General features: G+C 66.5%; 16 protein-coding genes and 1 pseudogene. 9 read left to right on the plus strand and 8 right to left on the minus strand.

Going from position 1 to position 22,293, the window contains the following annotated elements:
- Window positions 1-2,077: 2,077 nt before the first annotated feature.
- The 8 genes from AC2W7K_RS00330 to AC2W7K_RS00365 form a co-directional block, all read right to left on the minus strand.
- Window positions 2,078-3,214 (minus strand): N-acetylmuramoyl-L-alanine amidase, encoded by a 1,137-nt coding sequence (locus AC2W7K_RS00330; RefSeq protein ID WP_211978519.1) that lies wholly within the window; start codon window positions 3,212-3,214, stop codon window positions 2,078-2,080.
- A 93-nt stretch (window positions 3,215-3,307) separates the two neighbouring features.
- Window positions 3,308-3,652: a thioredoxin gene (gene trxA, locus AC2W7K_RS00335; RefSeq protein WP_486005645.1), complete on the minus strand. Its 345-nt coding sequence runs from the start codon at window positions 3,650-3,652 to the stop codon at window positions 3,308-3,310.
- Window positions 3,653-3,789: 137 nt separating this feature from the next.
- Window positions 3,790-4,779 (minus strand): thioredoxin-disulfide reductase, encoded by a 990-nt coding sequence (gene trxB, locus AC2W7K_RS00340; RefSeq protein ID WP_211978520.1) that lies wholly within the window; start codon window positions 4,777-4,779, stop codon window positions 3,790-3,792.
- Between the two features lie 161 nt (window positions 4,780-4,940).
- A complete protein-coding gene (locus AC2W7K_RS00345; protein WP_486005646.1) occupies window positions 4,941-5,630 on the minus strand; it encodes a hypothetical protein in 690 nt (229 codons plus the stop codon).
- On the minus strand, window positions 5,566-7,398 hold the full coding sequence (locus tag AC2W7K_RS00350; protein WP_486005647.1) for a protein kinase family protein: 1,833 nt from the start codon (window positions 7,396-7,398) through the stop codon (window positions 5,566-5,568). The genes AC2W7K_RS00345 and AC2W7K_RS00350 overlap by 65 nt, the downstream gene beginning before the upstream one ends.
- A 24-nt stretch (window positions 7,399-7,422) precedes the next feature.
- On the minus strand, window positions 7,423-9,036 hold the full coding sequence (gene murJ, locus AC2W7K_RS00355) for a murein biosynthesis integral membrane protein MurJ (protein WP_211978521.1): 1,614 nt from the start codon (window positions 9,034-9,036) through the stop codon (window positions 7,423-7,425).
- Entirely contained in the window at window positions 9,037-11,346 is a 2,310-nt protein-coding gene (locus AC2W7K_RS00360; protein WP_211978522.1) for a DUF6049 family protein, read from the minus strand. It lies immediately after the preceding gene.
- A gap of 42 nt (window positions 11,347-11,388) precedes the next feature.
- Window positions 11,389-11,877, minus strand: a complete 489-nt coding sequence (locus AC2W7K_RS00365; protein WP_198500078.1) for an NUDIX domain-containing protein — start codon at window positions 11,875-11,877, stop codon at window positions 11,389-11,391.
- A 105-nt stretch (window positions 11,878-11,982) separates the two neighbouring features.
- On the opposite strand from AC2W7K_RS00365, the gene AC2W7K_RS00370 reads away from it, so the two are divergent.
- The 9 genes and pseudogenes from AC2W7K_RS00370 (at window position 11,983) to AC2W7K_RS00410 (ending at window position 22,199) form a co-directional block, all read left to right on the plus strand.
- Window positions 11,983-13,464, plus strand: a complete 1,482-nt coding sequence (locus AC2W7K_RS00370; protein ID WP_211978523.1) for a CCA tRNA nucleotidyltransferase — start codon at window positions 11,983-11,985, stop codon at window positions 13,462-13,464.
- A 119-nt stretch (window positions 13,465-13,583) separates the two neighbouring features.
- Window positions 13,584-15,289 (plus strand): annotated as a pseudogene (locus AC2W7K_RS00375) (AMP-binding protein).
- 305 nt (window positions 15,290-15,594) lie between these two features.
- Complete coding sequence (locus tag AC2W7K_RS00380; protein WP_249120968.1) at window positions 15,595-18,036, plus strand: transglycosylase domain-containing protein; 2,442 nt, start codon at window positions 15,595-15,597, stop codon at window positions 18,034-18,036.
- A gap of 116 nt (window positions 18,037-18,152) precedes the next feature.
- On the plus strand, window positions 18,153-19,451 hold the full coding sequence (locus tag AC2W7K_RS00385) for a hypothetical protein (protein ID WP_486005648.1): 1,299 nt from the start codon (window positions 18,153-18,155) through the stop codon (window positions 19,449-19,451).
- 137 nt (window positions 19,452-19,588) lie between these two features.
- A complete protein-coding gene (rpsF, locus tag AC2W7K_RS00390) occupies window positions 19,589-19,879 on the plus strand; it encodes a 30S ribosomal protein S6 (protein ID WP_137825555.1) in 291 nt (96 codons plus the stop codon).
- Between the two features lie 32 nt (window positions 19,880-19,911).
- Window positions 19,912-20,532, plus strand: coding sequence for a single-stranded DNA-binding protein (locus AC2W7K_RS00395; RefSeq protein ID WP_137825554.1), 621 nt, complete (start codon window positions 19,912-19,914; stop codon window positions 20,530-20,532).
- A 35-nt stretch (window positions 20,533-20,567) separates the two neighbouring features.
- On the plus strand, window positions 20,568-20,807 hold the full coding sequence (rpsR, locus tag AC2W7K_RS00400) for a 30S ribosomal protein S18 (RefSeq protein WP_009376853.1): 240 nt from the start codon (window positions 20,568-20,570) through the stop codon (window positions 20,805-20,807).
- A 16-nt stretch (window positions 20,808-20,823) separates the two neighbouring features.
- Window positions 20,824-21,282: a 50S ribosomal protein L9 gene (gene rplI / locus AC2W7K_RS00405; RefSeq protein ID WP_137825553.1), complete on the plus strand. Its 459-nt coding sequence runs from the start codon at window positions 20,824-20,826 to the stop codon at window positions 21,280-21,282.
- Window positions 21,283-21,515: 233 nt separating this feature from the next.
- Window positions 21,516-22,199, plus strand: coding sequence for a hydrolase (locus AC2W7K_RS00410; RefSeq protein ID WP_211978526.1), 684 nt, complete (start codon window positions 21,516-21,518; stop codon window positions 22,197-22,199).
- Window positions 22,200-22,293 lie beyond the last annotated feature (94 nt).

The following is a 22,293-nucleotide window of genomic DNA, read 5'->3' on the forward strand; positions in this document are numbered from 1 at the left end:
CAGACCGGCTCGAGCCAAGTTCGGCGCGGCGCCGTCTCTTGTCCATTCGCAGACCGGCCAATCGCACTTCAGGGGATGAGTATGTTTCACGCGAAACCAGGAAATTCTGGAACTTTCGCACGGTAGTTAGCGACGGACACCTACTGTTGCGATGACGTGCGTTCTGAGAATGACCATCCGGTGAGAATTCGTTGGAACGAAATGCCTGTGGTTTCATGTGAAACACCATCATCAGATTCAGCCAATCGGTGCTGAGAATCGTAGTCGGAGCGTCAGATTTGACCTCGCCCTGCAGCCACAATCTGGTCCGCGAGGATGGTTTCACATGAAACGGACGCGGTGGCGTTGGGATTCTCGTGATTCTAACGTGGAGGTTCGTGGTTCGTCGTGGTTACAGCCAGCCACACGCTGGCTGCTAAGTACGGTTTCACGTGAAACGGACGCGGTGGCGTAGGGATTCTCGTAGTTCCCACCTGCAAGCTCGTCGTTCGTCGTGGTTTTACAAGCTACGAGCCGGTTGGCGGGTATTGTTTCACGTGAAACAGACGTTTTTAGCGAAACGATTAGATTACCCTCAACCGGCACAGCTGCGGTTCGTCGTGGTCCGTATAGCGTAGACAGTGGTTGAGCATGTGCTTCTGTCTGATGTCCCGGGGCTGCCCTCCTCCTGTGCCCCCCTCGCGATCGTCCATAATGGTTGGGTTCTGTTCACTTCCTGGGGTTCGTGGCTATGTGGACGAATCAGATGGCGCGTCTGTGTCTTCGTGTTGCCGAGCGTCTGGAGCAGAATCGATCGTAGCGCTTGATCTGCTATCTCCGACAGCACTGGATCGATGAAGTCGAATCCGGGAGAGAGATGCCAGGGTGCGCCTGATTCACAGAATATTACCCCGCAGTTCGATAGAGCTCGGCGTTTCACGTGAAACAGGGCCACTCGGAGACCATTATTGCCGACGCAGCCGAGTCCCGTGTGAGGCATTGCCAGCATGGTTGAGAATGCGTAGGTGTTTCACGTGAAACGGCCTGCCCGGTCCTTCAAGGTTCAAGATGCAGTGTTGCAGGCGCTGTTGTCGACAGTCGTACTAGCCTCCCCAAAGGACCGTAGAGCATGACCTTCTGCCTCGCGTCGTCGCAGAATGGTCGATAGTGCATTGCGGATACAGCTATTCGGGGCGCTTGTCCGTCTGTTTAGCTGCCGGGCGTCAAATCTTCTTGCCTTCCCTCTGCATCGGGTGTTTCACGTGGAACACAGACGTGGGTGGTTCACGTGGAACGGTGAGTCGGTTGTTTCACGTGGAACGGATCGGGCGTTTGCTACCGTGACTACAGTGGATCGGCGCCTGAACAATCAAACTTCTCCGCGCCGCCTCATGAAGGCTCGGTCATTGCATCGTATTGAGGTTTCGGCCTTTCTGTAAAACGCGTAGGCCGTCGTCGCCGAGGCGAATTCATCCGTCAGTCGCCTGAAACTGGGCACTTTGCATGGTGGCCGCGGCGCTGGAAAAGCGTTCAATAGCGAGCCGATTCAAGTCGCGTCTCTCAATCTCGGAAGTCCCCGCCCGAAGGCGTCTCGACATGTTCCGAGTGAAGCGGTCGGTGTGTTTCACGGGGAACGGCTTTTCCGCGAATGAGTGACGGGCGAGCGTGCTAGTTCCCTTCTGCTAACCGCGCAATCGAGGGTTCGTCATTGTTTCACGTGAACCTCAGCCACGTCGTTATGCCGGTCCATCGCAGCGATCGCCGTACAGTCATTGGTGTCAGCGCTGGACGGTTGTGTATCCGCACTCAGTGGACGACCTCGTCGGCGAGCGGACCGTAAACCGTAAGGACTGAGCGCAGTATGTTTCGCGGCCGGTTTGGCAATTGGATAACTTGGGTCCGTCCCACGAGAATTCCAACTCAAAAGGCCGGTCGGTCTGATGAAGATCCTCGCCGGTCCTAACTTTTTCTGGCGAAGAATCGATGAGAGCTCTCAGGACCCGTCTCGGTAGCGGTTGTGCCAGCGAGTGAATGCATGCGCCAGCGTGTGTACGCATCGGCGTCGGCCGTAGGCTTTGATTGAGTGTGCGCCTCGGCGTCAGCCGTAGGCTTTGATCTCGGCGAGACTGAGCGTGCCGGTTGCCGGGTCGGCATCCTCTTTCACGTAAAGGCGCTGCAATGCCGCCGCGATGCCGTCGGCGATGGCGTCGCGCACCGCGGGGTCCTCGAGGTTGCGGCGATCGTCGGCGTTGGTGAGGTACCCCGTGACGACATGGACTTTGGGTGTCCGGAGTCGCTTGAGTGACGACCACGTGCGTCCGTGCGAGCGGCAGTCGAGCATACCCGTGCGCGCGGTGATCTCGCTCTGGATGAGAGAGGCCAGTCGCTTCCCGACAGGCGAGTTGAGATCCGGGTGCTCCTCATGCCCGAAGTAGAACGTCGCCAGACCGTTCGCCCCGGGCGAGCGGCTGACGTCGGCGGTGACGGTGATGACCGCTGAGGCACCGAGCTGATCTGCGGCGTTGATCTCTGCCGCGTCGCCGTCGAGCACGATGGCTCCGGCCCCGACCGCTTCGAGACGGCCGGCCAAACGTCCGGCTACATCTGTAGTGACATCGCGTTCGAGCTTCTTCTGCCACTCGTTCATCGGCAGCGTGACGAAATCGGTGGTCGTGGTGGCCGCTTCGATGACGAAGGTCCGACCGGCCAACGAGGTCCCGGATGCTGCGACGCGTGCCGTCTCCTCGAGCGCGTAGAGGTTCCCCGTCGTGTGCTTGCGGTCGACGGCGTCGAGTCCACGGAGAGTCTGCGGGCCGGCGATGCCGTCGACCTTCGCTCCCAGACCCATCTGCAGCTCCTTGACGGCCGCCTCGGTGGCAGCGCCGTACTCGGCGTCGATTCGGCCGGCATAGAAACCGAGACCCGAGAGACTGCGCTGGAGGGTGAGCACATCATCGCCTGTGAGGACCTTGACGGGGTCGAAACGGAGTACACGGTCACCGAGCTGGAAACGGGCACGATCAAGCTCTGTGAACGTCTCAGAGCCGAGCACACCGTCGCAGAGGATCCCCCGGGTCTGCTGGAACTGCCGAACGGCGAGTTCGAACGGCCGATCGAAGTCCTCGCCGCGGGGATCTCCGACATTGAGACCCAGACGCGCCATCTGCGATTTGATCGCCGGCAGGACCTCTGAAGCGTCTCCGCTTCTGAACTGCGGTCGTTCCTGGTGATTCAATGTCGTGCCAATCTGCTGTGCTGAGGATGTGAAACTGCGGGGATGTACGCCGAAGGCGCCTGTTGATATTACAACAGGCGCCTTGGAACTTGATCAGATGAAGTCTTTGAGCTCGTCTTCGAGGGCAGGCTTCGGGCGGGCGCCGATGATGGTCTTCGCGACCTCACCGTCCTTGAAGACGTAGAGAGCGGGAATCGAGGTGATTCCGTACTTGCTCGCGGTCTCGAGGTTCTCGTCGGTGTTGACCTTGACGACGGTGAGCTTGTCAGCGTTCTCGTCGGCGATCTGATCAACGATGGGGCTGACCATGCGGCAGGGCCCGCACCAGGGTGCCCAGAAGTCGACAAGCACGGGCTTGTCCGACTTGAGGACGGTGTCTTCGAATGTAGCGTCAGTGACGTCGTCGACATGATCTCCCTTTCTGCTGGTGAGTGTCATAAGCGGCAACAGCGTGCACGCGGGTTTCATTCCCCGAGGCCGCGGCCCGCTGGACCGAGGATTCTCGGATCCTCAGGGAATTCGGTCCCTTAGGGATTTCCGTCCTTCAGGCAAGTCGGCTCCTCAGGGAAACCGGCTCAGGCGTTCATCACCTCGACGGCGGCCTCGTGGTCACCCTCGGCCTCGAGGACATCGGAGGCGTCGAGATCCGCGAGATAGTTCTCCGCGTCGAGGGCCGCGGCGCAGCCGGACCCGGCAGCGGTGATCGCCTGACGGTAGACGGAGTCGATGACGTCGCCGGCGGCGAAGACGCCTTCGACAGCGGTCTTCGACGAGCGGCCCTCGACCTCGAGGTAGCCATCGGGACGCAGCGGCAGCTGCTCGGCGAACAGGCTCGTGCGCGGATCCGAGCCGATCGCGACGAACAGACCGGTCACCGGCAGCTCGGAGGTCTCTCCCGTCTCCGTGTTGCGCACGGTGATCCCGGTCAGCGCGTCCTCGCCGTGGATCGCCTCGACCTCGGTGTCGAGCATGTACTCGAGCTTCTCGTCGGCCTTCGCCCGATCCTGCATCGCCTGGGACGCACGCAGCTCCTGACGGCGGTGGATGAGCGTGACCTTCGAGGCGAAGCGGGTGAGGAACGTCGCCTCTTCCAACGCCGAGTCGCCGCCGCCGACGACGGCGATGTGCTGGTCACGGAAGAAGAAGCCGTCGCAGGTCGCGCACCAGCTCACACCGTGGCCCGACAGCTTCTTCTCGTTCGGCAGCCCCAGCTCGCGGTAGGCCGATCCCGTGGCGAGGATGACGGCCTTCGCGGTGTAGCGGGACCCGAGAGCGGTCTCGATCTGATGGGCACCGGGGTGCAGCTTGAGCGTCTCGACATCGTCGTAGACGACCTGCGCCCCGAACCGCTCCGCCTGCTCGCGCATGTTCTCCATGAGCTCGGGGCCCTGGATGCCGGCCGGGAAGCCGGGGTAGTTCTCGACGTCCGTGGTGTTCATGAGCTCGCCGCCGGCCGTCACCGAGCCCGCGATGACCACAGGAGACAGGTTGGCCCTGGCGGCGTAGATCGCGGCCGTGTACCCGGCCGGTCCCGACCCGATGATCACGAGTTGAGTGTCAGTCATGTGCGTTCCCTGTCCCTGTTGTGTGTTCTGTCATGTCGCGCCGCAGCGGCGCTGATTGGGTGCTCTCTAGGTAACCGAGCATACTCGGTGACTATTCCTCGCCGAGGCGGTCGATCGGTGCTGACCGCCCGACGGGGTTCGGTTGTCCTCCGACGGAGTGGCTAGGCGATGTCGACGGTGCTGATGACGGCCCGGTATCCGCCGTCGTCGCGGGGCAGCTCGGTGACCCAGAGGATGAGGCTGTCGGTGTCGACGCCCTCATCGAGGGTGACGGTGACGCCGCCCTTCGCATCGTCGAACTCCCCTTCGCCGACCTTCTTCGCCGACTCGGGGTCTGCGCCGCTGAGGATCTCGAACGCTCCGCCCGACGTCGACGAGACGACGGTGACCTCACTGACGGGTGCCGTCTTCTCGAACTCGAAGAGCAGGCCGACGCCGTCCTTGAGGTTGCCGAACTCCGCCGAGTTGTACCGGTCGGTGCGCCACGACCCCTTCTCGCCCTTGATGACGTCCTTGGCCTGATCGTCGTTCTCCGTGTCATCGCCCTGCGGGTCGAGCGCCGTGACCTTGTCGATCACCGGGGGCTCAGCCTGAGGCTCCTCCGTGGGCTGCTCTTCGGCCGGCTGACTCGGAGCCGTCGAGGCGGGTGTGGCGGTCGGCTCGTCCCCGCCCGAGTTGAGGTTGACGACGATGATGCCGATGATGACGGCGGCGATGACGAGGAGACCGAGGACGAGCAGTGCGAAGGGCTTGCGGGTGCGCGTCTTCGCCGCCTGCGGATCCTCATCAGCGCGACCGCCCGGGAGCTCGCCGCGGCGCCTCGCCGTTGCCGCCCCGCCCCCCGGCCGCACGTGACTGTGCGCCCGTGCCTCCGGGTGGCTGGGCACCGGCGCCGCCGGCACCTGCAGCGGCAGCACCTGCACCGGCCACTCCGGCACCCGCAGCCGCTCCGGCGACGGCAGTGCGACTGTTCGAAGGTGAACCGCCCGCGCCGGAGGCTCCCGCACCTGCGGCCGCTGCGGCACCCGAACCGCCGCCGGACCCGGAGCCGCCGCCGCCCGAGCCGGAACCGGCCCCGAGGCCGGCTGCCGTGGGGCGCTCGTCGACGGTCTCCGGCGAGAGCCGGCGCATCTGCTTCGGCGGAGTCGCGGCATTGGCCTCCTCCTGGCGGGCCGCCGAGGACGCCTCGAGCGCTGCCAGACGCCGGCGAGCCTCTTCCTCCTTGGCCTTCGAGATCCGGCGCTCACGCTCGTATTCGCGCAGCTGATGCTCGCGCTGCTGCTCCGAGGTCTCGAACATCCCCCCGAGGAACCACGAGCCGTCGTCCTCGTCGTCGATGATGACGCGGGTGTCGTTCTCGTCCTCCTCCTCGTCGATCGCGACGATGTCGAGGGCCTGAGTGTCCGGTTCGGGCTCGTCGCGGTTGAGGATCGGCGAGGTGAGGTTCTCGTCGTACTCGTGGGCCGAGTAGCCCGAGTACTCCGAGTAGGTCTGCTCCGGCTGCCACTCGTCCCAGTCCTTCGCGGCATTGTCGATCTGCTCGGCCCCGATCGGGAAGCTCGATGCCTTCCGCATCTGCATCCGATCGGCGTATCGTCCGGTGGTGCGACCGGAGACTCCGGCAGCGAGTCCCCTCGTCCCCGGCCGGGTGATGCCGATGCGCACGAGCGCGGCCTTGACCTGGTCCTCGCTCGCCGGTGTCGTCGCTCCGCCGATCGTCGGGGTCCCCGCCGTCGGCAGGCTCGTGGCCTCCTCGAAGCTCGCCGGTGAGGCGTCGAAGAGCTTGTCGTTCTCGGCCGCCGGGGTGCGGTTGACGTAGCGGAGCAGCTCGGCGTCCCACTCGTCGATGAAGCCGAGCACCTCGGCGACGGATCCCGGACCGGGGTCCTGCCCGGTGAGCACGCCGCTGATGAAGTCGTCGAGCTCTGCGGGCACCTCGGGGTTGAGCGCTTTCGCACGGGCGATCCGCGAGTTCTCCCGCGGTGCCGCGGGCACTCCGCTCATGCCCTCCTCGGCGGGCCAGTAGCCGGTCACCGCCGCATAGAAGAGCCGGATGAGGTCGAGGGCGTCCTGCCGGGAGGCCTTCGTCGGCGTGTAGTCGTCCGGGTCGATGACCCCGGTGCCCAGCGCCAGGGCCGCGTCGATGCCGATGCCGGAGACGAGGATGCCGCCCGACGAGGTGATCCCGACGACGCTCGGCCGGAGGAACATGTGGAAGAGTCCCCGCCGCGCCGAGGTGACGAGAACCGTGCCGATCTCCCCGATGAGCGCCTTCGCCGCGTCGACGGGCAACGGGGTCTTCGGCAGGATCTGTCCGAGCGCGGTGACGGCGATGCGCTGGGAGACGACGTAGTCGAGGCCGTTCGAATGCCCGACGTCGAGGGTCGGGGCGATGCGGGGGTCGCCGAGGATCGAGACGCGCTGGGCGGCTTCGAGGACGTCGGAGGAGGCCTCGGCGTCGGCGACGTGGATGAGGACGGGTTCATCGAGGATCGCATCGAGAGCCGTGCACACCGTGCCGACAGCGGGCTTGTCCTCGAGCCAGGGGCGGTCGACCGTTGATACGACATAGCGACCGGCTACGACCATGCCGGGTTCGATATCGATCAGGGGGATCACCTCCGGGGGCGGGGATTGGGCAGGCTATCTCTTCAGTTTTCCAGCTGCGAGCCCAATAATCGAATGCAACTCTCTGACACGGAGCAGAAAACAGGCGCCGATGTAGACAAGGAGCATGACCGATCCGACGACAGCCGTGGTGACGAAGGCCTGCCATCGGCCGGCCAGGGCGAAGTCGGGGAAGAGCAGGAGCATTCCGAATCCGGCGAGGCCGGCCGCGAGCGCCGCGATGAGGAACTTCACATGCGCCTTCGCGATCGCTCTGATGTCGATGTCGCCGAGGCGGCGGCGCAGGATCGCGAACGAGAGGATCATCGCGAACAGGTACCCGAGGCTCATGACGAGGCCGATGATCGCCACCGTCACGGACTTCGGGAAGATCGACGCCGAGAGCACCGCAAGGGACTGGAAGATGATCTGGGGCAGCTGGATGAAGAACGGGGTGCGCGCGTCCTCGTAGGCGTAGAAGACGCGCTGGGCGAGATAGTTCGCACTGAACGGGATGAGTCCGAAGACCATCGTGATGATGACGAGTCCGACCGCCGTCGCCTGTTCCCGGCCGGAGCCGGCGATGATCATCGCCACGGGCGAGGCGAGGACGACGAGGGCGGCGACGGCGAAGGAGTTGATGAGCCCGACGGTGCGCACGCCCATTGAGAAGTCCGACTTCACCGCTGCCGTGTCGTGGTCGGCGGCGTTCCTGCTCAGCGACGTGAAGAGGGCGGTGGCCAGGGAGACCGCGATGAGCGAGTGCGGAAGCATGAAGACGAGGTAGGCATTGGTGTACGCCGCGTTCGACGCGTTCCCTTCCCCCGGCACCGAGGCGCCGGCGGCGACCCGGGAGATGATGAGGAATCCGAGCTGTCCGACGAGCATCGCCGCGAACGTCCAGAACGCGACCTTGCCGGCGGTGCCGAGGCCGACTCCGCGGAATCCGAAGGTCGGCCGGTATGAGAACCCGATGCGCTTGAGCGGCCAGATGAGGATGAGCGCCTGCGCCGCGACGCCGAGCGTTGCCGACCCGCCGAGGAGGGCGATCTTGTCCGGCGTCCACGTGTCGAGGGTGTGCGGGGAGGCGGTGTTCGTGCCGAAGACGACGATGAAGATGAGCAGGCCGATGATCGCGACGACGTTGTTGAGCACCGGGGCCCACATGTAGGGACCGAACGACGACTTCGAGTTGAGCACCTGGCCGAGCAGCGTGTAGAGCCCGTAGAAGAAGACCTGCGGCAGACACCAGTAGGCGAAGGCCGTGGCCAGTGCCAGCTGTTCGGGGCTCCATCCCGAGGAGTAGAGCCACACGAGGATCGGCGCGGCGAGCGTCGCGATGACGGTGACGATCGTCAGCAGGAGGAACGAGAGGGTGAGGAGGCGGTTCGTGTAGTCCTGGCCGCCGTCGTCGCGCTTGGCCGCACGGACGAGCTGCGGGACGAGGACGGCGTTGACGACACCGCCGGCGAGCAGCATGTAGAGCGTGTTCGGGACCTTGTTCGCGACGTCGAAGGCGTCGGCCTGCACTGCGGTGATGCCGATCGCGGTCGCGAGCAGGGAGGCCTTGACGAGGCCGAGGATCCGCGAGGTCAGGGTGCCTGCCGTCATGATCGCCGACGAGCGGGCGAGCGAGGAGAATGACGCCACTTACTGTCCCTTCCTCTCGGGGTTGTCGTTCTTCGCCCGGGCGACCGCTGCGGCCAGCTGCTGCTCCGGGATCTTCCTGCGTCCGCGGCGCACGGACTTGACCAAGCCGATCACGAACACCGCCGCGAGCGCCAATCCGACGACCGCGGTGCCGATGTTCTCCCAGTCCGCGCGCACCCGCACGAGCAGGGAGGTGCTCTGCGGGAGGACGACCCCGGATTCGGAGATCATCTCGATGCGCGTGGGCACGTCGGCATTGGCGAGCCCCTCGACGGGCACGTCGACGCGCATCGTCTCCGCCGGGGGCACGACGACGGTCTCCGTCGTCTGCGCCCGCAGCTGCGGAGTCTGCGGTTTCATCGAGAGCTTGAGCGTCGCCTCGGCGCCGGAGTCGTTGACGATCGTCACGGGGATCGTCGTCTTCTCCCCGGTGACGAGGAGCACCGACGATCCCTTCTCGAGGTAGAGGCTGTCGAGCTGGGCCTGGCTCGTCTGCTGCGCCTGGTCGAGGCACGTCGCGGAGTCCCCGCCGAGCGTCCACGCCACCGAGGTGCAGCCGAGCAGCGCACGATCGGTGCGGCGATTCGCGGCGTCAGGATCGGTGAAGACGCTGTTGAACTGCGTCTGCCGGGCACGGATGTCGGCGAGCCCTTCGAGCGTGCTCGTGGCGATCCGCTCGGGATCCTGCGCCTTCTGGAGCAGTCCGCGCGGCTCGATGTCGCTGCTGAGCAGGCTGTCGAGGTTGGCGGCGTCGACCCACGGGGAGCCGGCGACCGTGGAGACGACCTGCTCCCACTGCGCCGAGGCGGTCGTCCGCGGCAACGGGACGAGGAGGTGGCGGGACCGGTTGGGGGCCTCGGACTGGATCGCCGCGGTCGTCGCGACGAGCTCGCTCATCGCCGCGGCCGGCCGGTCGGCGGCGATGACGTCGGCACTGGCGGCAGTGAGAGCGGAGTCGCTGATGAGCGTTTCGACCATCGCGCTGCCGTCGGAGTTCGTCCGCGTCTGCGAGTGCGCGCTCTCCCGGATGCCCGACAGCGGCGGCTGCTGGACGTCGTCGAGGATGATCGTCTTGTTGCCGGCCGCCGAGAGCGCGGCGAGATCGGCGCGGGTCGCCGTCCCGGCGATCGGCCATCCGATGTCGGTCCGCGCCTTCGGCAGGACGTCCTTGACGAGCCGCTTCTCCTCCTGCGCGAACCGGCCGAGGTCGTCGAGCTCCCTGCCGGCCAGCGAGGCCTGATCGGGATCGCCGAAGGGCAGCGCGATGACGGTGTGGGAGCCGGCGGTTGCGAGGAAGTCCCGGTACCACGTGTCGAGCCGCTGTCGACGCTCTTCTGCCGCCCTCTCCTCTTCCGGGCTCTGCGCGCCCGGATCGTCCTCGGGCGGCGCGGTGCCGGCGTCCGTCGCCGGAGCCGAGGGCTCCTCGGTGGCAGCGGGGTCTCCGTCGTCGCCGGGCGGCGGCGGTTCGGCGACGGCAGCCTCGAACGAGGCGATGATCCGCGGGTCGAGGGCGATCGCGACGCCGGGGGTCTGGAGGACTCCGTTGACCGCGGTGAGCGGGCCGTCGGCGGCGATGGCCCGATCGAGCTCCTCGGCGCTGATGAGTCCGTCGCCGGTGTAGCCGGGCAGCGTCACCGGGGCGAGGAAGCTGATCCGGGTCTGATCGAACTTCGGATCCGGGTACCACGTCGTGAATGCGACGCCGGTCGCCAGCGCCCCCGAGGTGTCGCTGAGCTGGACGCTGAGACCGCGCGGGCCCCACGAGGTGTTCGGCGAGGACCGGGGCAGGCCGAGCTGGTCGGCGGGCACGGTCATCGTGAATTCGCCGGTGGCGCCCGGGCTGAGCCGGTCGGCGAACGTCGCATCGACGGCGGTGACCGGGTCGCTGTCGGCGGAGCTGCGGTTCCGCGCATCGGGTCCGTTGTCGTCGAGATCGGCGATGACCCGGTGCATCGACGGGTCGGTCTTCCACGCCTCGATGCGGTATTCGGCGTCGAGGTTGCGCGTCGACATGCCCAACCGCAGAGTGGGGTCGGAGATCGCGGCATCCGTCGAGTTCGTCACCGTCCCGCGGACCGTGAGCGTGCCGCTGCCGTTGAGCCAGGGGGTCACCTCGGTGAGGGCGATCGAGACGCCGGTTCCCGATTCCCCGCCGTCGGTGTCACCGCCGTCGGCGGCCCCGCTGCCGCTCGAGCGCGTCGGTGAGGCGGTGCCCGACTGGCTCGCCGAGGCGGTCAGCGGGTAGGCGAAGACCGACCCTGCCAGCAGCAGGGTCGCACTCAGCAGCGCGAAGAGAAAGCGCGTGATCACAGGTCCTCTGACTTCATCCGGCGGTCCACCGGGACACCGCTCTCACAGCTCCCACCTGCGCACCATGGGACGAGCAGCGGCGACGATGCGGCGCTCGTTGGCGAACGACAGCTTCGATCGCAGGTCGTCGAACGGCACCCAGGCGGCGTCGACGGCCTCCTGATCGGGATCGTTGTCGACGGTGAGCGTGCCCGACCTTGCGCGCAGGAGGAAATGGTGGACGAGCTTGTGGATCCGGATGCCGGTGACGGTGAACCAGTAGTCGACGGTGCCGAGCGGGCAGATGACCTGGCCGGAGATCCCGGTCTCCTCCTCGACCTCACGGCGGGCCGCCTCGGCGGCGGTCTCCGCTCCCTCGAGATGGCCCTTGGGCAGGCACCATTCGAGTCTGCCCGCCCGATTGAGCCGGGCGATGACGGCCACACTGAGATCATCGCTGGCGAAGTCGACGACGATGCCCCCGGCGGAAGTCTCCTCGACCGTCGTGCGGCGGGATGCCCGGGGTCCAGGTTTGGGCATCGGTGTGGTCATTCTCCTACCTTAATGGTCGATTCTTGGAAGTTTCGTCCGACGCGCTCCCGGTAGGCTGGAGGTTGCCTCCGGCAGGGAACCTGACGATCGAGAAGAAGGAGTTCGGTGGATCCGCAGAGCGCGCACGTCCGGCTGTACGACAGGCTCGACGACCTCGATGACATCCTCGAGCCCCTCGGCCGCCGCTTCGCTGACGCCGGCTTCGAACTCGCCCTCGTCGGCGGGTCCGTGCGTGACGCACTTCTCGGTCGGCCGATGCCCGATCTCGACTTCACCACCGACGCCCGGCCCGACGACATCCTCGCCCTCATCTCCGACTGGGCCGACGCCCACTGGGACATCGGTCGCGACTTCGGCACGATCGGAGCGATGAAGTCCGGCGTCCAGATCGAGATCACCACCTACCGAGCCGAGGCGTACGAGCCCGAATCGCGCAAACCCGTCGTCCGGTTCGGCGACAGCCTCGACGACGACCTCGTCCGCCGCGACTTCACGATCGGGGCGATGGCCGTCCGCCTGCCCGAGAAGACCTTCGTCGACCCCCACCAGGGCTTCGACGACCTCCTCGCCGGGCGCATCCGCACCCCCGGGGCGGCCGAGGACTCGTTCTCCGACGACCCGCTGCGGATGATGCGGGCGGCCCGGTTCACCTCCCAGCTCGGCCTCGACCCGGACCCCGAGGTCGAAGCGGCGATGGAGGCGATGGCGGGACGGATCGCGATCATCTCCGCCGAGCGCATCCAGGTCGAACTCGTCAAGCTCATCACCGGCACGGACCCGGCCGCCGGCATCGATCTCCTCGTGCGCACCGGGCTCGCCGACCATGTGCTCCCCGAGGTCTCCGGCCTGCGGCTCGAGACCGACGAGCACCACCGGCACAAGGACGTCTACCAGCACAGCCTCACCGTGCTCCGGCAGGCCGTCGACCTCGAAGCAGAGTACGCGGCGCGGCAGCGACGCGCGGACATGAGCGCCGACGACCCGCAGCACCTGCCCGAACCCGACTTCGTCGTCCGGTTCGCCGCGCTCATGCACGATGTCGGCAAACCCGCGACGCGCAACTTCGTCAACGGCGGGGCCGTGACCTTCTACCATCACGATGTCGTCGGCGCGAAGCTCACCGCGAAGCGGATGAAGGCCCTGCGCTTCGACAAGGACACGACGAAGGCCGTGGCCCGCCTCGTCGAACTCCACCTGCGCTTCTACGGCTACGGCGACGCCGGCTGGACCGATGCCGCGGTGCGCCGCTACGTCACCGATGCCGGGTCCCTGCTCACCCGCCTCCACATCCTCACCCGCGCCGACGTCACGACGCGGAACCGGAAGAAGGCCGACCGGCTCGCCTTCGCCTACGACGATCTCGAGCACCGGATCTCCGCGCTCGCCGCACAGGAGGAGCTCGCTGCGATCCGCCCCGACCTCGACGGGCGGCAGATCATGGAGATCCTCGGCATCGAACCCTCCCCGCTCGTCGGGAAGGCGTACAAGCACCTCCTCGAGCTGCGTCTCGAGCACGGGCCGTTGGGGACTGAGCGCGCCGAGGCGGAGCTGCGGGCCTGGTGGGCGGAGAACGCTCCCGCGGAATGAGAGCGCAGGTCACCCCACCCCTGCCGGTGTCGCAGCGGGAGGGCACCTGGTAACTTCGGTCTCGAGACCATGTGTCCGTCGTCACAGGCGACGGTGAGCGAGCACGCGAGGAGACCGTGATGACCGTGACCGACGAGTTCCGCAGCGCCAGGGACCGGCTGATCGACCTGCGCACCGACTACGAGGCCGCGCGGGCCGACTTCGCGTGGCCGCAGTTCACGCACTTCAACTTCGGCATCGACTGGTTCGACCAGATCGCCGTCGACAACGACAACCCCGCGCTGTGGATCGTCGAACAGGACGGCACGGAGGGCAAGTGGAGCTTCGCCGAGCTCGCGGCCCGCTCGAACCAGGTGGCGAACTTCCTCCGGCGGGCAGGCGTCAAGCGCGGCGACCACGTCATGGTCATGCTCGGCAATCAGGTCGAGCTCTGGGAGACGATGCTCGCCGGCATCAAGCTCGGCGCCGTGCTCATGCCGACGACCACGCAGCTCGGACCGATCGACCTCGACGACCGGGTCGAGCGCGGGCAGGCGGAGTTCGTCGTCGCCGGCCCCGAGGACGCGGCGAAGTTCGACGACGTCGACGCCGAGGTCATCCGCATCGTCGTCGGCGGCGAGCCGACCAGGCAGCAGGACTACGACTACGCCGACGCCGATGAGGAGAGCACCGAGTTCGACCCGCACGGCCGCTCCCGGGCCGACGACCTGCTCCTCCTCTACTTCACCTCGGGGACGACGTCGAAGGCGAAGATGGTCGCCCACACCCACGTCTCCTACCCCGTCGGCCACCTCTCGACGATGTACTGGATGGGCCTGACCCCCGGCGACGTCCATCTCAACGTCGCCTCGCCCGGCTGGGCCAAGCACGCGTGGTCGAACATCTTCACCCCGTGGATCGCCGAATCGTGCGTGTTCCTCTACAACTACTCCCGCTTCGACGCCAACGCCCTCATGGAGACCATGGACCGGGTGGGCGTGACGAGCTTCTGCGCCCCGCCGACCGTGTGGCGGATGCTCATCCAGGCCGACCTCACCCAGCTGAAGACCCCGCCGACGAAGGCGCTCGGGGCCGGCGAACCCCTCAATCCCGAGGTCATCGACCGGGTGAAGAGCGACTGGGGCGTGCTCATCCGCGACGGCTACGGACAGACCGAGACGACCCTGCAGATCGGCAACTCGCCGGACCAGCCGCTCAAGTCCGGGTCGATGGGCAAGGTCCTGCCCGGGTACGACGTCGTCCTCATCGATCCCGCGACCGGCGAGGAGGGCAGCGAGGGCGAGATCTGCCTGCTCCTCGATCCTCCGCCCCTGGGGCTGACGGCCGGATACTGGAACAATCCGGAGAAGACCGCCGAGGCGTTCGCCGGCGGCGTCTACCACACCGGTGACGTCGCGGAGCGGGACGAGGACGGCTACATCACCTACGTCGGCGCGCCGACGACGTGTTCAAGGCCAGCGACTACCGGCTCTCCCCGTTCGAACTCGAGAGCGTGCTCATCGAGCACGACGCCGTCGCCGAGGCGGCCGTCGTCCCCTCCCCGGATCCGGTGCGGCTCAACGTGCCGAAGGCCTACGTGGTGCTCACCGGCGGATACGAGGCGAACGCGGAGACCGCGCGGGACATCCTCGCGTACTGCCGCGCCAACCTCGCCCCGTACAAGCGGATCCGCCGCCTCGAGTTCGCCGAGCTGCCCAAGACGATCTCCGGCAAGATCCGCCGCGTCGAGCTGCGGGCACGGGAGGATCAGCTCCACCCCTTCAGCGGCGAACCGGTCGTCGAGGGGACCGAATACGCCGACACGGACTTCGACCTCAAGGGGTGAGCGGATCGCGGATTCGGCGGCACCGGGGACGACCCCATAGGATGGGCACCGAGGTGCCGCTCTGCCTGAATGTGAGGAATCACGCAGTCTGAGTGTTTGCTTTACGCAAACGCAGGTATAACCCCAGGTGAACAGGGGTGCGGTACGCTGTCTGCTCTACCGCAGAGTAGTTGAATGCGCGCGTAATCCCGCATTTTTCACGGTGTTCCAATGAACGCGTGCGAAACTGAAACCCATTTGTGACCCTTTTTCCACCCCCGTCGCGACTCCGCTGCGGCGCACGGAGAAGACCTGGAGGACTGTGGATGGCCAAGGCTGAGAATCCCACGAACACCAAAGGCAGGACGGCGAAGAATCTGCTCAACTACCCGCGTGCGGGCGTGAGCGGCTGGACGCGCTTCCTGCCGAGTCTTCGCATCCTCGTCGTCGGCGGCCTCAGCGCCGTCATCCTCGGATGCATCGCGTTCGCCATCGGCTATGCGACGACCGACATCCCCGAGCCGAACCTCGAGGCCACCGGGCAGACGTCGACGATCTACTACGCCGACGGCGAGACGCCGATCGGCCACTACAAGATCGAGGACCGCAAGTCGGTGCCGATCGACGAGATCTCCGAGCCGATGCAGAAGGCGGCGATCGCCGCGGAGGACACCTCCTTCTATGAGAACCGCGGCATCTCGGTCAAGGGTCTCTCCCGCGCCGTCGTCGGCGTCGCGACGAACCAGTACGCGGGCGGCGGGTCGACGATCACCCAGCAGTACGTGAAGAACTTCTACCTCACGAACGAGCACTCCCTCGACCGCAAGGTCAAGGAGATGTTCATCGCGCTCAAGATCGACCAGCAGCAGAGCAAGGACGAGATCCTCGCGAACTACCTCAACACGATCTACCTCGGCCGCCGCTCGTACGGCATCGAGGTCGCCAGCCAGAACTACTTCGGCAAGTCGGCGAAGGACCTCGACGTCAGCGAGTCAGCGCTGCTCGCCGCGATGATCCAGCGCCCCGGCGCCGCGGACCCCGCAGAGGATCCGGGTGCCTACGAGGACCGCTTCAACTACGTCATCAAGTCGATGGTCGACGAGGGCTTCATCACCCAGGAGCAGGCCGACCAGGTCGAGATGCCCGAGGTCCAGCCTCCGAGCAAGGAGGACTCCCTGAGCGGCCAGAAGGGCTACATGTGGGAGTACGTCCGCAAGGAGGCGATGGCCAAGCTCAACATCGATGAGTCGCAGCTCGACCGCGGCGGCTACAACATCGTCACGACCTTCGACGAAGACCGGATGAAGGAAGCCGAGAAGGCCATCGAGTCGCTGCCGAGCAACCAGCCGAAGGGACTCCAGGCCGGACTCGTCTCGATCGACCCGAAGACCGGTGGCATCGAGGCGTTCTACGGCGGCAAGAACTACCTCGACCAGGCGTTCAACACCTCGACCCAGGGTCACGCGCAGGCGGGCTCGACGTTCAAGCCGTTCGCTCTCGTGGCCGGCTTCGAGAACGGCGTGCGCCTGTCCGACCGCTATCCCGGCAGCCCGACGACGCTGAACAACGACGGCACGCCGTGGGAGGTCAGCAACTTCGGCAACTCGAGCTACGGTCCGGTGACGCTGCTCAAGGCCACACAGTCCTCGATCAACACCGCGTACGCCGCGCTCAACGTCCAGGTCGGTCCCGACAAGACCGTCGACGTCGCGCAGCGGGCGGGTCTGAGCCCCAACTGCACGAAGGAGCAGATGGCTTCAGGCGATACAGCCAGCTGCACGATCGACCTCACGCCGAACGCCGCGAACGTGCTCGGCACCCCGAGCGTCAAGGTCGTCGACATGGCGACGGCATACGCGACGTTCGCGTCGAACGGCGTCCGCCACGAGACCCACTCGATCGAGTCGATCTCGAAGGACGGCGAAGAGGTCTACAAGGCCGACACCGAGGGCGAGCGGGTCTTCGACAAGGCCGTCGCCGCGGAGACCACCTACGCGCTCAGCCAGGTCGTCAACGGCGGTTCGGGCAGCTACGCGCAGAACCTCGGCCGTCCCGCCGCCGGCAAGACCGGTACGTCGACGTCGAACAAGTCCGCCTGGTTCTCCGGCTACACCCCGCAGCTGGCGACCTCGGTCGTCCTCTACCGTGAGGTCGACGGCAAGTCGGTTCCGATCGGACCCTACGGCGGTCGCGGCGAGGTCACGGGCGGATCGTTCCCGATCCAGGTGTGGACCGACTACATGAAGGCCGCCCTCGAGGGCACCGAGGTCGAGAAGTTCCCGAAGCGCGGAACCCTGCCCGAGGTGAAGAAGCCCGTCAACACGAACGCTCCTCCGGCCCCGCGTCCGCAGCCGAAGGACGACGGTGAGGACACGAAGAAGAAGGCGCCGGTCGACGAACCGACGAAGAAGCCTGCCGACGACGAGAACAAGGACTCGGAGAAGGACAAGGAGAAGGACGCCGATTCGTCGTCCGACTCCAACGAGTCCGCCGACGGGTCGAAGGACAGCGAAGGCTCGAAGGACACCGGAGACACCGGAAACGACACCGGGTCGTCGACCGGCGGCGGTAACCAGGGCAACGAAGACGGCGGTGGCACGAGCACCGGCGGAGGCGGCTCCCGCGACGGCGGAGGCTCCGGTGGCGGTGGAGGCTCCGGTGACGGCGGAGGCGGCGGTTCCGGTGGCGACACCGGCGGCGGCAACGGCTCCAGCGGCGGGAGCGGAAACGGCGGCTCCACTCGCGCGCCGGTCGCACCGGGCGGATGATTCCGCTCGGGGAAGCCGTGACCGGTAACCTCTGAATATGCCTTCGAACCACGCCACCCGGATCGCCGAGCCCCTGCTCGGCGTCGGACGGCATTCACCGCGGTGTCGCCTCGGCGGTGTACCGGCGCACTCAGGCCTATGTCCTCGCCGGCGTCCTCGGGGTGACGACGTTCCTCGCGCTCGCCCTCCAGGCGCCGTGCCTGAGCTCGGGCTACCAGCAGCCGAGCGCCGCGGCGAGGATGTGCGCCGGTCCCCTCTCCGCATCGTTCCTCGGTCAGCTCAACCCGCAGGCGGTGGGCCGGGCCGACGGCGGACTCGCCGACCTCTCCGTCATCGACGCCCGCCTCGTCGGTCTCTTCCGGCTCGTCACCGACGACGTCTCCGTGTTCATGACGTTCGTCCTCCTCATCAACGTGTTCGCCGTCGCAGCGAGCGGTGTCGCCCTCCTCATCCTCGCCCGGCAGCGGGCCTGGCTCGTCGCGGTCTTCGCCTCACCGGCGATCCTCTTCACCCTCGGCTCGACGCTCGACCCGCTCGCCCTGGCGCTCAGCCTCTGGGCGGTCGTCCTCGTCGTCGCCCCCGCACCGGTGACACCGCAGCCGTGGTTGGCGGGGATCCTGCTCGGCATCGCCACGTTCATCAACCCGCTCGCCCTCCTCGTCCTCGCCGCCCTCACCCTCTCCGGGCTCCACCCGGCCGGGCGGCTCGCCCCGCGCAGCCCGCTGATGATGATCGCAACCGCGACGATCACCTCGGCGCTCCTCCTCATCGCCGACGGCACCGCGCTCAGCCGGATCGTCCACTGGACGACCGACGCGATCGACGGCGGCTCGTTCGCCTCGATCCTGCTCATGGCCCGCATCGGGAACGCGGAGACGTGGGCGATGGTGTGGATCGTCGTCAGCGGACTCGCGGTCCTCGCCGTCGGCGCGGCGATGGTCGTCGTCGCCCGGCGCGGCATCGATCCCGCGGTGGCCGCGTGCCTGCTCATCGGTTCGGCGCTCGTGTTCGCCCCCGGGCTCATGCCGTGGGATTCGCTGTGGATCCTGCCGTTCCTCGCCCTCGCCGTCTCCCGCTGGTGGGTGCTCATCGCCTGGGCGCTCGTCGAGGCGGTCTTCGCCGTCGCGATCCAGCTCGGCGACATCGCCGCGAGCGAGCCGGACAAAGCCCTCGAACCCTCGTTCATCGCGCTCTTCGCCCTGCTCCGGCTCTTCGTCCTCATCATGGTCATCGTCTTCGCCGGGGAGAACCTCCACCGGCGGCGCATCCGCGGGCGGCTGCGCGACCCTCAGCCGCCTCGGCGCAGCGACGCGAACGATCCCCGGCCGGAGCCCGCGGTCGCCGGGAACGGGGAGCCGCCTCGGCGCGGAGATCAACCGGCAGAGCGTAAGCCAGGGCACGGACCATCGACATGACAGCCTGCGGGGACGTCCCGTAGAATAGTGAGGTCTGTTCTCATTTCGCACACCGGTGCGAAGGCGGAACGGCAACGCATTTACCCTCCTGCCATGGACCGACCATGGCCGCTGAGACCAGAGGAGGTGGGTGACACATGCGTCATTACGAGCTCATGCTCATTCTCGACAACGACCTCGAAGAGCGGACGTTGGCTGACACCGTGAACAACCTGATCAAGGTTGTCCCGGCCGAGAAGGGAACCGTCGACAACGTGGACATCTGGGGACGTCGGCGCTTCGCCTACGAGATCCAGAAGAAGTCCGAGGGCTACTACGTCGTGGTTGATTTCCACGCGGAGCCGGCCACGACCAAGGAACTCGATCGCCAGCTCGGACTCAACGAGTCCGTTCTGCGCACCAAGATCCTCCGCCCGGACGCCAAGTAAGCGTCACGCGACCTCGCTGACAGGAGCATTCAATGGCAGGCGAAACAGTCATCACGGTCGTCGGGAACCTGACAAGCGATCCCGAACTGCGCTTCACACCCAACGGTGCTGCAGTCGCGAACTTCACCGTGGCCTCGACGCCGCGCATCTTCGATCGTCAGTCCAACGAGTTCAAGGACGGGGAGACCCTGTTCCTGCGCTGCTCGGTCTGGCGTGAAATGGGAGAGAACGTCGCCGAATCGCTGCAGCGGGGCACACGGGTCATCGTGCAGGGCCGACTGAAGTCGCGCTCGTTCGAGACCAAGGAAGGCGAGAAGCGCACGGTCATGGAGCTGGACGTCGACGAAGTCGGCCCCAGCCTGCGCCGTGCCACCGCCCAGGTCTCGAAGAACGAACGCGGCGGAGGCGGATTCTCCGGTGGTGGCGGCTACGGCGGCAACCAGCAGGGTGGCGGCCAGCAGGGCGGCTACCAGCAGCAGTCGTCGGGCTGGGGCAACAACCCGCAGCAGGGCAACCAGCAGCAGGGTGGCCAGCGCCAGGGCGGCTACAACCAGGGGAACAACGGTCCGGGCAACGACCCGTGGGCATCATCGAGTCCGCAGAACGACAACGGCGGCTGGGGCAACCCCGGCGCCGACGAACCGCCGTTCTGATCCACGCACAGACATTTCTCACACAGGAGATACTCATGGCAAAGCCAGAGATCCGGAAGCCTATCAAGAAGAAGGCGAATCCGCTCAAAAAGGGCGAAGCGGCGAACATCAACTACAAGGACACCGCAACGCTCCGCAAGTTCATTTCTGACCGTGGCAAGATCCGTGCACGTCGCGTCACCGGCGTGACCGTGCAGGAACAGCGCGTCATCGCGAAGGCCGTGAAGAACGCCCGCGAGATGGCACTCCTGCCCTACTCGAGCTCTGCTCGCTGATCGGAGGAGAACAGACATGCCTAACCGCAAAGTGATTCTCACCCAGGAAGTCGACGGCCTCGGTGCCGCCGGCGACATCGTCGACGTGCGCGCCGGTTACGCGCGCAACCTGCTCGTTCCCCGCGGCTGGGCCACCCCGTGGACCCAGGGTGCGGAGAAGCAGATCGTCGCCCTCCGCAAGGCCCGCCAGGCCAAGCAGATCGCCGATCACGACGAAGCTGTCCGCGTCAAGGAGCAGCTCGAGACGACGAGCGCCCGCATCGAGCTCAAGGCCGGAAAGAACGGTCGCCTCTTCGGCGCCGTCACCCCCGCCCTGGTCGCCGAGGCGCTCCAGACCGCAACCGGACACGACTTCGATCGTCGTCAGGTCGCGCTCACCGGTCATGTCAAGACGCCCGGCAGCTACACCGCTGTCGTGCGCGTCAACGACGACATCACCGCGAACGCCAAGTTCGACGTCATCGGCAAGGCCTGACCGACCGCGGCTGAGTCCGCTGCCGGCGGTCCGCGCTCGCTGTGTGCGGGTCGGACCGCTGGTGTCGGGTGATTCTGCTCCGGGTCAGCTGAGTCCTGACACGACGAGCGCCGGGTGCTCCCGTAAGGGGGCACCCGGCGTTCGCGCATTCACGGGCAGGGAATATTCTCGGGCGATCATGGTTTCAATCTATAACGGGGTGACAAAAAGTAACCCCAGGAGAAAGGAACACCATGACCGACATCGGTCCCGCGAACTTCAACGGCGCTCGTCCCGTCATCGATCCCGAGAATGCCGTCCTGCTCATGATCGACCATCAGAGCGGACTCTTCCAGACGGTCAAGGACATGCCCATGACTACCTTGCGCCGTCATGCGGCCGCGCTGGCGAAGATCGCCTCGCTCGCTGACATCCCGGTCATCACGACCGCCTCGGTGCCGCAGGGCCCCAACGGTCCGCTGATCCCGGAGATCCACGAGAACGCACCCCATGCGCAGTACGTCGGGCGCAAGGGCGAGATCAACGCGTGGGAGAACCCGGACTTCGTCGCGGCCGTCAAGGCCACGGGCAGGAAGCAGCTCATCATCGCCGGCACCATCACCAGTGTGTGCATGGCCTTCCCGGCGATCAGCGCCGTCGCCGACGGCTTCCAGGTCTTCGCGGTCGTCGACACCTCGGGCACCTACTCGAAGATGGCGGAGGAGATCACCCTGGCGCGCATCGTCCAGGCCGGCGTCGTGCCGATCGATGTCGCGGCCGTGGCGTCCGAGCTGCAGCACACGTGGAATCGTGAGGACAGCGGCGAATGGGCACAGGCCTACACGCAGATCTTCCCCGAGTACCAGCTGCTCATCGAAAGCTACGCGAAGGCCCAGGAGGTCGAGCGCACGCAGGAGACTGCTGACTCCATGAAGTGAGGAAGGTGCGATCTGTCGCCCTGAAGCAAGGGTTGGCTCGCTGACGTGAGGGAGCGGCCGGTCGGATGACCAGCCGCTCCGTCATCTTCGGGGT

It is taken from the genome of Brevibacterium sp. LAARM2_SD2 (assembly GCF_057364785.1).